Here is a 15,300-nt window from a genome sequence, read left to right on the forward strand (position 1 = left end):
TTAGAAGACTTGCTTCACTGTGCAGGCTTTGGCATGCGCACAAAGGCAGAAACTATTTTCAAGATTTATCCTTCATTTTTAGTCTTGCGTAGCACGTTAACCGATATTGCCAAAATGACTTATGAAAATATTACAGCTTTTGAATATGCTGTTTTGGTAAAGGACTCCTATTTTGTCAGGAAGGTCGTTGACTTCCTTGAAACATATAAGGGCGAGGATAAATCCGAAATAGTTACAAATATTTTGGAACAATTTGACCGATGTTTTAGTAATGGGCGCCTTGCCGTTGTGCATGGATTTCTTGAAGCAAGCAATGCCTGGTGCGCTGATTTTCCGAACCGAACGCTGGAAGAACGAGTTCACCACTTAGTAGAGGATGTTGGTGAAGCGCAGGCAAAATTTCCGGCGCATATTCTACAGGAATATTGCCACCCGATTCGAGCATTTGACCCCATTCCGAAGTTTAGTGAAGCGGAGCTTCCGGAGAGCCTGAATTTTTATAACTGGAATTGCTTGCAGACCACTTCAATACTCGTTTCTTCTCCTGGGGTATCTGGTGATTTTGCTTTATTGCGCGGTGAGAAGGAGGACGCACAAGTTGGGTGGCCGATGCCCGACAGGGATAGGCGGGCACGCCGCAGTCTCGTAATTGATTGCGCCGCACTAGACGCATTAGATAAAGCACGGACGGCTGACTTGCTGGATCTCAGAGTGCGGCTGGTATCTATTCAAACAGCAGATGATTTTCTTGAATTGAATACTCCGATACCTCTGTGTTCGTCATAGCACCTTGAAACGGCTCTTTTGATGTGCAATTCAAGTTCTGAATTAATATTTCCTTAACACAACAATGATATCTTTATCTTAATTTATCTTATTTATTGAAAGCCAACATGGGTGCATAGTATTTTTTTAATGAAATTGGCTTAATGTTAAAGCTACTTTTTTTAGTGGATTTAATAAAGGGCTAATTGAGATCTATGCTGGAGCAGGGATGCAATGATTTGAAGAACCATAGAGATTGAAATCAGCTTAGAAACTGATGCTATTACACCTATTGTTTCAATTGCTATTCAATTTGAGTTTTATTATTGACAAAAAAGACAAATAAGTGTAAATTTGGTCAAATATTAATCGATATGCCATTTCGAAAGTCAAATGGAAGTTACATAATACCATCTTTTGCATTATATCTAACAAGAATGATCAGCGAAATCTTCTTGATAATAGACGCATCAGACTGATTGATAAGGGAATTTTTTTCGAGTTGGCTCTATAACTAGAGAGCTTGCCATGCCCAAACCTAATGACTTAAATGCGCTACAACAGATTTTATCCCAGGATTCCGCTGTTAGAAATCCTCATTATTTTCTGTTTATGTTGGGAACAGATACCGTATACACGCACAGACCAACTGCTACTGAACCGTTCACCAGTCCTGCAGATGTACCTAAACCACAAAGAGCGTATATCTATGGTGAAACCCTCTCTTATATGGCGCAGGTGGTTGCAGATCGGTTGGATGAAGGCGAGCCAGAGATTAATACTGCACAACCATTATCATTCAGTACGCCATCTGTTGATGTAGTCAATGGGCCTACAACTCTAGGTTATGAAGTTGGTGAGCGTATCGCCCAAGGTGTTTTTCTTGTGCTACAAGCACTTGCTGAAGGCAAGCAAACCATTCAAATTTCTGCGCACAGTCGGGGTGCGGTGGAATCCATTTTGATTGCTCATGAATTAGAACGTATCAAAACTGAACTGCAAATGGAACCAGGAAAAACACTATTTCAAATAATGTCTCAATCGCCTTGCACTTATACCAAAAAAGCGGTTGTAAAATTTTTTAGTGAAGTTAATGAACCAGTTGAGGTGAGGCAGGAATTATCTAAACGATTAACATCTTGCCAAATAAACATGTTTTTAATCGACCCAGTTCCTGGCGGTAGTTATCTGGGGCTTGGTCGCAAAATCGCCTGGAGGGATGATAGATTTTATCAAAAACCACCGTGTTCACATGCAGAGTTAATCATTTTTCGCGATGAACGTACCCGTTGCTTTATTCCGGTTAAGCCTCAAGGTCTTATCCCATTAATTTTACCAGGACATCATGGTACCGCTAGCGGAAACGTGTACACTCAACAATTTGATGATATAACGATTACTGATTCGCACAACGATACATCCTTGGTTCAAAAACTCGCAGTTTTTAAGTTGCTGCATTTTATTAACAAGTCTACAAACCTTCTTAATCGCATCCCTAAAACTGTTGCGCTCGAGCACTCCGAACTGGATATCATTTCAAACGAATTCGGTCGAAAAAACGAGCAGGAACGTGCTCAATTTATTTTGGAGCTTTATAAAGAAATTAGGAAAAACGATCAGGCCTATCAGTATTTTTCCGCAACTTCTTATGCTGTTTTGGGTAGAGAAGCTTCAAAAACCCATGCACGTTACATTCATGCAGATGGTCATAATTATACCTCTTTAGATACTTTGTCATCATCTTTCGGTAGAAAATTCATCAATAAAGAACATGCTATTTTATATTTGTTGCAACTGGGTAATTTTGAGCAAAGTGCTGAGGAATCTCAACCTGATGACCTTATCAGACAATTAGATTCATTACTCAATACGATATTGACAGCATACGATCAAGCAGTGTCTGCGCCAGTTGATGGTTTAGCAAGTTTAGTATTAAATTCTCAGGCCTTATTGCACAACGATGAAGATCGCAAAACAACGTTCGAAGCACTTTCCCTGATTTTAGAAACTATAGGGCAGCGCTTTTTACGTAATCACTTATCAGTTGCCGAAAAATCAAATTTATTAAGTTCAATTGACGGTATTTTTGGTACCTTGCAGAGATTCAAAAAACCAGCACATGACGCTCCCATCAATAAAATCATCAGTGAATGTGAATCGATTTTAAGAACTAATTTTAAAAATACGGCACAAACCTATTACAGTTCGTTGATTGAACAATCAAACAGAATGCTTGAGCAACTTCGCAGTTATGGTAGTCAGGGGGATCAAATCAACGGAACCGTGAATTCATTTATTGCAGGACTCGAACGTTCGGTTACACCAGATGACGAACACTATCCGTTAATAATACAGGTAATTACCGCCTTAAAGGCAGTTTCTCCGGTCAGTATTTCTGCTTTTAGAACCGCATTAAACGAGCAAATTTCATCAATTCAGGATGAAAATAAATCGGGTATGGAACAGGCTTTAACTATTATTGCCCAAAATGTGACGAGTCCAGAACATAATTTGGATTATTATTTAGAACTTGATTCAGAAAGTGATGACTCATTATTTGCCAAGTTGGATCGTTTGCATGACGAATTTGAGTCTTTGATTAATGGCTTTAACCATGTGAAGCATTTGGCTGGTGAACAAGAGCTTAATATGGATATTAATACTCTTACCATACACTCTGATTTACTGATCCGATGTGCAGCAGATAAACTTGTCAAAAGTAACTCGGATTTGCGTAACAAACCTGAAGCTATGAGAGATGACTTTTTTAACAAAGTAAAAACTCAAGCGATTATTTTGGGTGGTACAAACCCAGAGGTTGCTGATTTGTACAGAGATGTCCAATCATTAAGAGTTGATCTTGCTCATATTCAAGAGCATGTGCACCACTTAAACAGTGTGCAACAGGAGGAAAACCAAAAACTTACTATACTGCGTGACCAATATCAGCAGTTAGCTGAGCGTATTCCTCAAGACAGAAAATATACTGAAGCCGTGCATAAAAATCTAAAAAATTTTAAAGAGCAGTATAAAAGTGAAACGGCTCAACGCACACAGCAACACGAGGAATTAAATGCACAGTTGTTGGAATGTAATGCAAAACTCGAGGCTCTGAGTAGTGAACTTGCAGAGAGTAAATCTGCCCGCATAACCGAAATGCAAGAACTTAGAGAAGAGTATAATCGCTTGTTTCAACAATTAGCTGATAACCGTTCAGCTTTTGATGAGTTGCAAAGAGATTTTGGACAGAGTAAAACAGCTCAAAGCAATCAAATTCAGATTTTACGAGATGAGCAAACTCAATTGACTCAAAGCGTGACGAAAAACCGCTCGGCTTTTGACGAACTACAAGAAGAATTTAGACAAACTAAGGCTGGGCTTAATAACGAAATTGAACAACTCAAAGCAGAAGTTAGAGGATTAGCGCAACAACTGACGGATATTAAGGCCAATAATGACTCGCAAAACCATTTGGACGTTCAAGCTGATGATGTTCAGAAATTACGAGACGAGCAGCGCAGGCAATTAACTCAAGAGTTAGATGGAATTAGAGTTCAATTTAATGCTGAGTTACAAAAAGTTCAAGAAGAACAGCAGGTAAGAAAAGCTGAAATAGCTGCCCAAGCCATGCAACTTAAAGCACAGGAAGAATTAATACAAAAATTATGCACACCAGCAGAAATGTCTTGCATGCAGCTTATAGAAACAAAGTTAATTCCTTTGACTAAAGATTACATGATTCATTTGCTTACGGAAGCTCGGAAATTTAATCCTGCAGTCGATCCGAATAGCCTGAATACTGTTCTTCCAGAATTGACAGGTAGAAACGAGTCAGACTTGGAAAAATATCAAAAAATTAGTACCAAACTTACTGTTTTGAATGATCTGTTGAATGATTTGGAAAACAAAGAAAAGACCCCGTTACCTAGTGCGCGGATTAAATTATTTACCCAATCGCTCAAGGATCATGAACGTGATATAAAACAGCACCGAGATTCCAAATGGATGCAATTTTATAAAAATTGCATGGTAAGCATAGGGATAATCTGTTCTGGAATTATTCCCGGTTTGGTTGCTCTTGTTGCGTACTCACGCTTTGAAGAGAAATCCTCACCTTTGTTTTTTACCCGTTCAAAAGGTGATGAGTACACTCATCAAGTGGCTGAGCGCTTAACTCAATTGCCGAAAAATATATAATTAATCAGGGTGTTGAATGCACAAGTTTGGCACCCTTATTTTCAGCTTAATGAAATATCAATAAAATACACCATCTAAAACCCGGTAAGGGAATATTTAGTCTTTAGGGTCTGTTGACAATTCACTGCTGCCAACGTGCCGTGGTCAAGCCACGGCACGTTGGCGTTGCTGAATTGTCAACAGACCCTAAAAACAATTGCAAAAAAAAAAGCGGGCAGGGATGACGCAGCTTAAGCATTCTTTGCATGCTAAATTCCGAATGTTGGCATATTTTTAATGAAACAGCAGTAGTTGCCATCCTCGCTAAAAATGACAAAGATAAACTTCGTGTGATATTCTTCACCATTATGCATTTCCTTGGTTAAGATGTTAATTTTACGAACAAACCGTAGGGTTTTGCTTTCATACATCACTTAAAAATGAGATGTGAAATTGTTTAATGTGATCGTTTAATGAGATTATTTCCATGAAGAGAATCAAACAAAGGCCAGATCCTAAAATCCAAAAAGCGCAAATTGTGAATTTAAGCCATGACGGAAAGGGGGTTGCTCGAATAGATGGAAAAGCTACCTTTATTCAAGGAGCACTTCCAGACGAGTTAGTAGAGTTTCAATACACTCGAGTAAAAAAAGATTTTGATGAGGGGAGACTGATATCCGTTATTGAACCTTCTCCACTCAGAGTAGAGCCTAAATGCCCTCATTATCAATTGTGTGGCGGATGTTCGCTACAGCATCTAAACGAAGAAGAGCAAATCCTTCTGAAACAGAATCAATTGCTTGATCTGTTAACCCGCTTTGGACACACTAGCCCGCAAGTCGTTTTGCCGCCTTTAAAAAGCGCTCATTGGAATTATCGAAACAAAGCACGATTAAGCGTTCGTTTTGTAGAAAAAAAACAGTCGGCTCTGGTTGGATTCAGAGAGCGGAATAATCCACGATACATAACTGAAATTTCTCAATGCCCGGTTTTGCACACCAAACTGGATGCTGATATTGTACCATTGCGGCATTTAATTGATTCTATGGAAGACAAACATTGCATCGCACAAATTGAAGTTGCGGCTGGAGACAGTGAGATAGGATTAATTTTCCGTAATTTATCACCGCTTCATCCCAATGATGAACTTAAGATTCAACAATTTGCAGAACGCTACTCCTATAAGATATTTCTCCAGCCAGGTGGTCCTGATTCGGTTTATTGCTATTATCCTCCTGAGGCCAGTGACTATTTAAGCTATCAATTACCTGATTATAATATTAATTTTCAGTTTCATCCTACCGATTTTACTCAGGTAAACTCTGAACTCAATCGCAAGATGGTACGCTTGGCAATAGAACTTATGGCGCTTAATAGTTCAGATAAAGTGCTAGACTTATTCTGTGGGTTAGGAAACTTTTCTTTACCAATGGCAAAATTTTGTTCTAAAGTGATTGGTGTTGAGGGCAGTAAAACTATGGTTGAACGCGCCTATATGAATGCTCAGGCCAATGGCTTGGCCAATGTGGAATTTTATGCAGCAAATCTCGATGACATTTCTGAAGTTAATAAGCTTACCCGCCAATCGGTTAATAAAATGCTAATAGATCCGCCACGATCAGGTGCCTTGGAACTGGTAAAACAAATTGACGCCATTAACCCGGAACGTATAGTTTATGTGTCATGTAATCCCGTTACATTAGCCAGAGATACTGATATATTGGTAAATCAAAAAGGCTATGTCTTGATTAAAGCAGGTGTAATGGATATGTTTCCTCATACTGCGCACGTTGAATCCATAGCTTTGTTTGAAAAAGGATAATTTTCATGGTTAGAGTAAAAGATACTACGCCGTTGCTGCCAGATGGCAGCATTGATGTTGAGCAATGGCTGCATCAGCTTGGTTCCAAGGGATATTTGGATAATCTTGAACTCATCCGCAGTGCCTGTAGCTTAAGTCAGCTTGCTGGACAAGATATGGGTACTGAGACAGGACAATCCTGTTTACAACAAGGCCTATCTATGGCTGATTTACTGGCCGATCTGGAAGTAGATCACGAAACGCTGGCCGCAGCAATTATATTTGAAAACGTTCACTACTCGGATTTATCTCATGAAGATGTTGAGGAACAATTAGGCCATAACATCGCAAAGCTGGTTAAGGGTATTGAAAAGATGGGAGCCATGCATAATGTGCAGGCTTTAAACAAATACCCACAGAATAAAAATCAGATCGATAACATCAGAAAAATGTTGTTGGCCATGGTTGATGATGTTCGTGTTGTACTGATTAAACTTGCAGAACGTTTGTGCGTTTTACGTTCAGCTGGCCATTTGTCTGAGGCGGTACGTAAACAGCTCGCAACGGAAGCAATGGAAATTTATGCTCCGCTAGCCAATAGACTGGGTATAGGAGCTATAAAATGGGAAATGGAAGATCTGGCTTTTCGTTATCTCCATCCCGAAGAGTATAAATCCATAGCTAAGGGGCTGAAAGCCAAAAGACTGGATAGAGATAATTTTGTTAATATGATAGTTGAGGAACTCAACACGCACATTAGAGCCACCGGCGCCCATCATTTTGCGGTATATGGAAGATCAAAACACATTCACAGCATCTATAAAAAAATGCAGCGAAAAAATGTTTCTCTCGAAGAAATTTACGATGCTACCGCTGTTCGTATTTTGGTTGATACTGAAGCCCAATGCTATGAAGTTTTGGGTATGGTTCATACCTTGTGGAAGCAAATACCAGCAGAGTTTGATGATTATATATTTCATCCAAAACAAAATGGCTATCAATCCTTGCATACCGCTGTTGAAGGCCCTGAGGGGCGAGTCTTTGAAGTGCAAATCAGAACATTTCATATGCATGATTTAGCCGAAATGGGTGTTGCTGCACATTGGAAATACAAAGAAGGTGGAGTGTCACACAAAGAAAGTCATGAAAGAAAAATTGAATGGCTTAGGGATGTTTTGGCATGGCATCAGGAAATGGCGGCCAATAAAGGGGTAGCAGAAAATATTTCAACAGAGTTTCTTGAAGACCGAGTTTATGTTTTTACCCCTGATGGTGATGTTCTTGATTTACAACAGGGCGTAACTCCTCTTGATTTTGCCTACCATGTTCACAGTGATTTAGGTCATAGATGTCGTGGAGCAAAAATTAATGGGCATATCGTTCCATTGACTTATCAGCTAAAAACGGGTGACAAGGTTGAGGTGTTGACCGGAAAAGAAATCAAACCGTCCCGAGATTGGATTAATCCTCACCTTAATTATCTAAAAACAGCTCGTGCTAAAGCAAAAGTGCTGCATTGGTTTAAGATGCAGGATTATGATAATAACGTTCAGGATGGTCGGGAATTATTAGACAAAGAGTTGAAATCCCTAGGCATTAAATCCGACAAACTTAATGAAGTTGCTGTAGCTCTCAATTATAAAAAGGTCGATGATCTTTATGCCTGTCTTGGTCGAGGGGATATCAAGATTAGCCAAATTGTCAATCGGTTGGCTCCTCCTGAGACCTCTGAACACTCGGCTATCAAGTTAGCCAAACCACAGCAAATGCCTGAAATTACCGGAAGTGATTTACGCATAGAAGGGGTAGGTAATCTATTGACCTTTATGGCCAGATGCTGTCAGCCTGTTCCGGGTGATGAGGTGATAGGATACATTACCATAGGACGTGGCGTTTCAATTCATCGTAAGGATTGTCCCAATATCCTTCATGCCAGTGAAAAACAAAAACAGCGATTTTTACAGGTTAACTGGGGAGCATCTACCCGTGAGAATTATATAGTCGACGTGTTAATTAAAGCATTTGACCGCTCAGAATTATTGAAAGACGTGACTTCATTACTCTCAAACGAAAAGGCGCACGTCTACTCTCTACAAACCAGTACAGATAAGCATGAAAATATGGCCTATATTACTTTGACTGTAGAAATTGACGGGTTAAGCAGTTTATCCAGACTTTTGGCTAAACTGGAGCAAATCCCTAATGTATTAGAAGCACGACGCCAGGTATAAATTTTAATGGCGTCGTATTGTGAGTGGCGTTGTCGCTAACAGGTTAATGCTACAAGAATATATTGACCGTGCTGATGATCACTTGCGTTAGATGACGTCAATAAGGACGCATTATTTACCTTAATAAAAAAAACAGTGATCTACTGCGATTAAAAGATAAATCCAGCAACAACTTTGCGGTATTCGCCTAATAAAATATTATAAGTACGGCAAGCAGCCCCAACCGACATGGTTTCCATACCAATTCCAAGCTGAGATAATTTGCTGATAATGGAAAACGGGGGGAATGTTCCTGGGCGTTCGTGTCCTATGATGATTATTTCAGGATTAAATTGCGTTAACAAAGTGACATAGTTTTCGTCTATGTTTTGAATGTCGTTAATTGCAACTTCAGTAATGATTTCTTCTCGTGAAACAATTAAACTACGTTCGTAAATGACGGAATTTATCTGAATCTGTTTTTCACCGTATGCCTGAATAGCATGTTGTTCCGCAGTTTCCAGAGTGATATTCATGGTTTTAGAAAATTCCTTAGGTTATAGTAGGTATATTATATCACAGAGGTTAATAATATCATGAGCCAATTTCCACGCATTAAACGGTTACCTCCTTATGTATTTAATACGTTAAATCAATTAAAAACAGAAGCTCGGGCACGTGGAGAAGACATTATTGATTTTGGCATGGGCAATCCGGATAAGCCTACACCACCGCACATTGTGAACAAACTTGTAGAAGCTGCTTTGCGGCCAGATACCCACAGGTACTCCATGTCAAAAGGGATACCTCGTTTAAGAAAAGCCATGGCTCAATGGTATCAGCGCAATTATGGGGTTGAACTCAACAGCGAAACTCAAATTCTTGCAACTATAGGTTCAAAAGAAGGCTTAGCACATTTGGCATTGGCTATTAGTGGTCCTGGTGATACCGTTTTAGTACCTGATCCTGCTTACCCCATTCATACCTACGGGTTCATTATTGCAGGGGCTAACGTCAAGCAAATCCCTTTAATTGATGAAACGCAGTTTCTTGCTGCCGTTGAAGAGGCTATAAACCAGAGTTGGCCCAAACCCAAGGCTTTGGTTATTAATTTTCCGGCTAATCCCAGTACACATTGTGTTGATTACTCCTTTTTTGAACGAGTTGTCGCACTGGCCAAACGAAATAATATCTGGATTATTCACGATTTGGCTTATGCGGATATTGTTTTTGACGGTTATAAAGCGCCTTCTATTTTGCAGGTTCCAGGTGCTATAGATATCGCCATTGAAACCTACTCTATGTCCAAATCGTATAATATGCCGGGGTGGCGGGTGGGATTTGCTTGCGGTAATGAGGAATTGGTTGGTGCCTTGACTCGCATTAAATCCTATCTTGATTACGGTACATTTACTCCTATTCAGGTTGCTGCTATAGCTGCCTTGGAAGGGCCTGATGATTGCGTTAAAGAAATCAGAGATAGGTATGAACAACGTAGAAATTTACTGTGTGATGGATTGAATGATATAGGATGGGCAGTGACCAGGCCAAAGGCAACTATGTTTGTTTGGGCACCTATTCCTGAACATTATTTATCCATGGGTTCGCTGGAATTTAGTAAATACTTATTAAAAGAAGCACATGTTGCCGTATCACCTGGAATTGGTTTTGGGCAACAAGGTGATGGTTTTGTTCGTTTTGGATTAATAGAAAATAAGGATAGAACTCGTCAGGCTTTAAGGAATCTAAAAGCGTTATTCAAGCGAGATGGTTTACTTAAGGCGGGGTAACATGGATATTATTATTAATGCCAATTGTGCACGTGTTCCCGCAGATGTAATTCCTTTACAGTTTATGCCAGAGGCATCTCTTAACTTGCTGGCCTGTCTTGGTTATGACTCTGCCAATTTACCTTTGGCGCAATTATTAGCACGTATGTATGGTCTTGATGGTTCTTGGGTCGTATTAAGCCCAATTCATTGGCAGGCGACTCATAATGATGCCATGATTATTACTGCTGGAAGCGAGTTGCAATTGAGTGACGAAGAATCTCGTGATGCATTTCAACAATTGGCGGATTATCTTAAAGTGGATGGCCTGACTTTGCATTATCACAATGCGTTTACCTGGCTGATGAATGTTTCTGATAAGCCGTGTTTGCATGCAAAACCTGTTTATTGCCTGCAAGGTCATTCATTAATGCCTGAATTGGCACAGCTTGACACAACCATGTATTGGCAGCGATTTTTTACAGAATGCCAAATGTTTTTCGCATCACTTGCCCATCCAACGCTGTTAAACGGTGTTTGGGCATGGTCTGGAGGCAGTTTATCTTCTCGAAAATCTACATCGATTTGTGCTGATGAATCCTTTTATCCTATGGCGCAAGCCTGTTCAACTAACGTTACTTTATACAGTCCATCTGCTTGCCTTAGCAAGGAGCAAATACTTCTTGTGAATGCTATTGATGTACTGGGCGTACAACATCGGGCAGAGGTAAATACATACTCTGCCAGTTGGTATTGGCTTAACTCAGCATATGCTATAAAAAAATACAATTGGTTTACTCGTATTTGGAGAAGTTTGACCCATGCTCATTAAACAACGTCCTGTCCCTGATTATTCCTTAAATCTTCCTTCTGTTCCTAATGTACTGAAACGTATCTATGCCAGCCGCGGTATTCAGGATGAGTCGCAACTGGACAAACAATTACAAACACTACTCCCGTTTTATACATTGAAAGGAATAAATGAAGCCTGTTTGCGTCTGGAACATGCTCTTGGTGCCCAACAAAGAATTTTGATTATTGGTGATTTTGATGCGGATGGTGCTACATCCACAGCCCTGGCTGTCACTGCCTTGCGGGCTTTAGGAGCTGAGCATGTTGAATATCTGGTACCGAACCGGTTTGAGTTTGGTTATGGTTTGACTCCAGCAATAGTCGATGTGGCGCATCAGTGGAAACCTGATTTGATTATTACCGTGGATAATGGAATTGCCAGCTTTGACGGGGTAGAGCGGGCAAATCAATTGGGTATTGATGTGCTTATAACCGATCATCATCTTCCAGCAGAACGTATACCGAATGCCTGCGCTATTGTAAATCCCAATCAGGATGGATGTGACTTCCCAAGTAAATCAATTGCAGGAGTCGGGGTTATTTTTTATGTGATGTTGGCTCTAAGACGACATTTAAAAAATGCAAACTGGTTTGCTGAAAAAAACATTACAGAACCCAATATGGCCTCTTTCCTTGACTTGGTTGCTCTCGGAACGGTAGCTGATGTGGTTGGTCTTGATCAAAACAACCGGATTATGGTGAATCAGGGGATGGCAAGAATTCGTCAGGGTCTTTGCAGAGAGGGTATCAAGGCCTTAATCGACATTTCAGGCCGAGAGTGTTCCAAATTAAGAGAATCTGATTTGGGGTTTGCCATAGCTCCTCGACTCAATGCCGCTGGGCGACTTGATGATATGGCTTTGGGAATAGAGTGCCTGATTACATCAGATCCTCGTCTGGCAAAAGATTATTGTCAACAACTGGACGAACTGAATCAGGAGCGCAAACAAATAGAGGCAGAAATGAAAGAGCAGGCTATGCTTGCATTGGACAAATTAACCCTAAATCCTGATAAAAATAATCAGCTACCCATAGCATTATGTATTTTTGATAAAACCTGGCATCAAGGGGTTATTGGTATTTTAGCCGGACGAATAAAAGAACGATATCATCGTCCAGTTATTGCATTTTCTCTTGTTGGTGAGAATGAACTCAAAGGTTCCGCACGGTCAGTTCCTGATTTAAACATCAGAGATGTACTGGCTGCGATTGACAAAGATCATCCAGGTTTGATTACCAAGTTTGGTGGGCATGCTATGGCCGCAGGATTGAGTATTCGTCATGAATCATTGGGGGCATTTCGTGACGCATTCGTGTCTGAGGTAAATAAACATCTTCAATTATCTCAATGTGAAGGTGAGCTATTAACCGATGGACCATTACAACCAGAAGAGCTTACTTTGGAAACAGCTCAAATAATTCAAGAGGCGGGTCCTTGGGGACAGCAGTTTGCCGAGCCTGTTTTTGATAATGTATTTGAACTTCTGGATCAACGCCTGGTTGGCAAAAACCATTTAAAAATGACACTTGCGTTAGCGAAAAGTAGCTTACAGGTTGATGCAATTGCGTTTAACATTGATTTGAAGGCCTGGCCTAATCATCGTATTAAATACGTTCATGTGGCATATAAACTGGATATTAATTGTTACATGGGTCGATCTCGATTGCAGTTATTAGTTCAGGCTATGAATACGATTAACCAAGAGTAATGGTTTATTTAAGCTTGTTTTTTGCTCAGTTGGTATGGGTTGATGTATAATCCAGACTTTAATTTTATGGTGTCTTGCCGTGCACGCAAAATTATCTATTGCCCCTATGATAGACTGGACTTATACCCACTTTCGAGTATTGATGCGCTTAATGGCTCCTTATGCGCTTTTGTATACTGAAATGCAGACTACAGGGGCTGTACTTAATAATCCGCAAAGGTCGCTCTATTTTTCTGCGATGGAACATCCTCTTGCATTACAGCTTGGTGGTTCAGATCATCTGGCGCTATCTAAATGCGCCCTGATTGCCGAGCAAAGAGGTTATGATGAAATTAACCTAAATTTGGGGTGTCCCAGTGATAAAGTTCAGGCAGGGCGTTTCGGAGCCTGTCTGATGAACGAGCCTGAAAGAGTTATGGAGTGTATTCAAGCGCTCAAACAGGCTGTTGCTATCCCTGTTTCTGCTAAAACAAGAATAGGGATAGATAATCAGGACAGTTATGCTTTTTTTAGTGACTTTGCTCATCGTTTGATTAATGCAGGTTGTGATAAATTAATCGTTCATGCTCGCAAGGCTTGGCTTAGTGGCCTTAATCCGAAGCAAAACAGAACGATTCCCCCAGTAAATTACGATTATGTATATAGGCTTAAACAGGAAATTCCCCATGTTCCAATAATAATCAACGGAAATATCATGACCGTTTCAGACATATTTGAGCATCTCAACCATGTTGAGGGTGTTATGCTGGGACGCCTGGCTTGTGACAATCCTTATCGCATTGCTGAAATTCATCATGCGTTATATCCTGAGACTGAATTGATCAAACGCAGCACTCTAATGATGAATTATCTTGATTATCTGACTGCTGAGCAAAAAAATGGAACACCACTAAGTTTGTTAATTAAACCTATTTTTAATCTGGCCCATGGATTACCGGGCGCAAGTCTTTGGAAAAAGAAATTAATGCAGGTTTTGCAATCAAAAAACACTGAGTTATGTGCAGAATTGATAACCTACCTTACGGAGCTGGAATTAGAAACGGCGTACTAGAATTCCTGGAGTTGAGTAATTAAAAATCAGTCACTCCAAATAATAATTTAATGTTTGCATTCAACCAAATTTTACTATTAGAATCATAGAGATTCTTCAAGCAAAGGAACTGAAATGCATAAAAATACATATGGAATTATTCTTGGTTTAGGAGTTAGTCTAGGATGCTTTGCCGGGGACATGGGAGCAGAGCAAACCGGTAGTTTTTATATTCAAGGTATGGTCGATTACAATTGGCTGGATTACTCTGATGCAAACACAGCGTCTTATTTTGGACCACAAAACATTCAGGCGAGAGCAGCATCTATTGACAATCGTTGGGGCTACGGCGTTGGCGCTGGTTATGTCTTTAATGATTATTTACGTGCTGGTGTTACCTTCCAGGGTCGACCCAATGTAGGTTATTCCGTAACTGATGATGCTCCTGAAACAGCATACGGTAATTTTGATAATTATACTGTGATGTTTAATGCCTATTTATCAAGTCCTTCTTTTTCAACAATGGGCTTTAGTCCATACATCATGGGTGGTGTTGGTGTAGCGCGTAATAAAACCAGTGATATATTTTGGCCTTTAGCTAACCAAATTGAATATGGTGCAACAACTACTCCTTTTGCATGGCAGGCAGGAATTGGTACTTTGTTCAATTTTAATGAGTGCCTATACCTGGATCTGAACTATACCTTTGTTTCATTGGGTGAAGTGAAGAACTCCGGCCAATATAACGCTATAGCGGCTAACAATACACCCGCATTTGGTGCTCCTACACGATTTAACACCGTGTACAGTAACCAGGCTGAATTAGGTATACATTACCGTTTTGCAATTTAACTGCTTTTGAGTAAGGGATTGAAGACGTATTTCAATCCCTTATTAATGTCTTGCTATTAAAAATATACATTTCAAAAACACCCAAAAAATAGATTTTAAAAACAGCTCCTTAATAACGCAGAGGGGTGATGAATTT

The 15,300-nt window shown here is 40.0% G+C and carries 10 protein-coding genes and 1 pseudogene; 9 read left to right on the forward strand and 2 right to left on the reverse strand.

Translation table 11 applies throughout. The features are described 5' to 3' along the window. A pseudogene (locus tag Lwor_RS10590) lies at nt 1-786 on the forward strand (hypothetical protein); the annotation flags it as partial. Nucleotides 787-1,293: 507 nt separating this feature from the next. Continuing rightward, the gene (locus Lwor_RS10595) at nt 1,294-4,962 is read left to right on the forward strand and encodes a coiled-coil domain-containing protein (RefSeq protein WP_058493845.1); all 3,669 of its coding nucleotides are present in this window, start codon (nt 1,294-1,296) and stop codon (nt 4,960-4,962) included. 121 nt (nt 4,963-5,083) lie between these two features. Here the strand turns inward: Lwor_RS10595 and Lwor_RS10600 are convergent, their stop codons facing one another. Further along, on the reverse strand, nt 5,084-5,308 hold the full coding sequence (locus Lwor_RS10600; RefSeq protein ID WP_058493846.1) for a hypothetical protein: 225 nt from the start codon (nt 5,306-5,308) through the stop codon (nt 5,084-5,086). Between the two features lie 120 nt (nt 5,309-5,428). On the opposite strand from Lwor_RS10600, the gene rlmD reads away from it, so the two are divergent. Continuing rightward, nucleotides 5,429-6,763, forward strand: a complete 1,335-nt coding sequence (gene rlmD / locus Lwor_RS10605; RefSeq protein ID WP_058493847.1) for a 23S rRNA (uracil(1939)-C(5))-methyltransferase RlmD — start codon at nt 5,429-5,431, stop codon at nt 6,761-6,763. A gap of 5 nt (nt 6,764-6,768) precedes the next feature. Continuing rightward, nucleotides 6,769-8,973 carry a GTP diphosphokinase gene (relA, locus tag Lwor_RS10610; protein WP_058493848.1) on the forward strand — a complete coding sequence of 735 codons (2,205 nt, stop codon included), beginning with the start codon at nt 6,769-6,771 and terminating at the stop codon, nt 8,971-8,973. Nucleotides 8,974-9,122: 149 nt separating this feature from the next. Here the strand turns inward: relA and Lwor_RS10615 are convergent, their stop codons facing one another. After that, nucleotides 9,123-9,488, reverse strand: a complete 366-nt coding sequence (locus Lwor_RS10615; RefSeq protein WP_058493849.1) for an Mth938-like domain-containing protein — start codon at nt 9,486-9,488, stop codon at nt 9,123-9,125. A 60-nt stretch (nt 9,489-9,548) separates the two neighbouring features. Here Lwor_RS10615 and alaC point away from each other — a divergent pair, with 60 nt between their 5' ends. The 5 genes from alaC to Lwor_RS13355 all read left to right on the forward strand — a co-directional run bounded on the left by alaC (nt 9,549) and on the right by Lwor_RS13355 (nt 15,164). Further along, the gene (gene alaC, locus Lwor_RS10620; protein ID WP_058493850.1) at nt 9,549-10,742 is read left to right on the forward strand and encodes an alanine transaminase; all 1,194 of its coding nucleotides are present in this window, start codon (nt 9,549-9,551) and stop codon (nt 10,740-10,742) included. Nucleotide 10,743: 1 nt separating this feature from the next. Continuing rightward, nucleotides 10,744-11,553 carry a hypothetical protein gene (locus Lwor_RS10625; protein ID WP_058493851.1) on the forward strand — a complete coding sequence of 270 codons (810 nt, stop codon included), beginning with the start codon at nt 10,744-10,746 and terminating at the stop codon, nt 11,551-11,553. Then, nucleotides 11,543-13,282: a single-stranded-DNA-specific exonuclease RecJ gene (gene recJ, locus Lwor_RS10630; RefSeq protein ID WP_058493852.1), complete on the forward strand. Its 1,740-nt coding sequence runs from the start codon at nt 11,543-11,545 to the stop codon at nt 13,280-13,282. The genes Lwor_RS10625 and recJ overlap by 11 nt, the downstream gene beginning before the upstream one ends. 79 nt (nt 13,283-13,361) lie before the next feature. Continuing rightward, entirely contained in the window at nt 13,362-14,333 is a 972-nt protein-coding gene (gene dusA / locus Lwor_RS10635; protein ID WP_274519234.1) for a tRNA dihydrouridine(20/20a) synthase DusA, read from the forward strand. Between the two features lie 114 nt (nt 14,334-14,447). Further along, complete coding sequence (locus Lwor_RS13355; RefSeq protein ID WP_065235856.1) at nt 14,448-15,164, forward strand: outer membrane protein; 717 nt, start codon at nt 14,448-14,450, stop codon at nt 15,162-15,164. Nucleotides 15,165-15,300: the final 136 nt, after the last annotated feature.

Source organism: Legionella worsleiensis, assembly GCF_001467535.1.
In the GTDB taxonomy this organism is placed as follows: Bacteria; Pseudomonadota; Gammaproteobacteria; order Legionellales; family Legionellaceae; genus Legionella; species Legionella worsleiensis.

What these genes read in the sequence shown, in the direction of transcription:
- Lwor_RS10595 (WP_058493845.1), top strand. Translation starts at nt 1,294, where the DNA reads ATGCCCAAACCTAATGACTTAAATGCGCTACAACAGATTTTATCCCAG.
- relA (WP_058493848.1), top strand. Translation starts at nt 6,769, where the DNA reads ATGGTTAGAGTAAAAGATACTACGCCGTTGCTGCCAGATGGCAGCATT.
- alaC (WP_058493850.1), top strand. Translation starts at nt 9,549, where the DNA reads ATGAGCCAATTTCCACGCATTAAACGGTTACCTCCTTATGTATTTAAT.
- Lwor_RS13355 (WP_065235856.1), top strand. Translation starts at nt 14,448, where the DNA reads ATGCATAAAAATACATATGGAATTATTCTTGGTTTAGGAGTTAGTCTA.
- Lwor_RS10600 (WP_058493846.1), bottom strand. Translation starts at nt 5,308, where the DNA reads ATGGTGAAGAATATCACACGAAGTTTATCTTTGTCATTTTTAGCGAGG.
- recJ (WP_058493852.1), top strand. Translation starts at nt 11,543, where the DNA reads ATGCTCATTAAACAACGTCCTGTCCCTGATTATTCCTTAAATCTTCCT.
- Lwor_RS10615 (WP_058493849.1), bottom strand. Translation starts at nt 9,488, where the DNA reads ATGAATATCACTCTGGAAACTGCGGAACAACATGCTATTCAGGCATAC.
- rlmD (WP_058493847.1), top strand. Translation starts at nt 5,429, where the DNA reads ATGAAGAGAATCAAACAAAGGCCAGATCCTAAAATCCAAAAAGCGCAA.
- Lwor_RS10625 (WP_058493851.1), top strand. Translation starts at nt 10,744, where the DNA reads ATGGATATTATTATTAATGCCAATTGTGCACGTGTTCCCGCAGATGTA.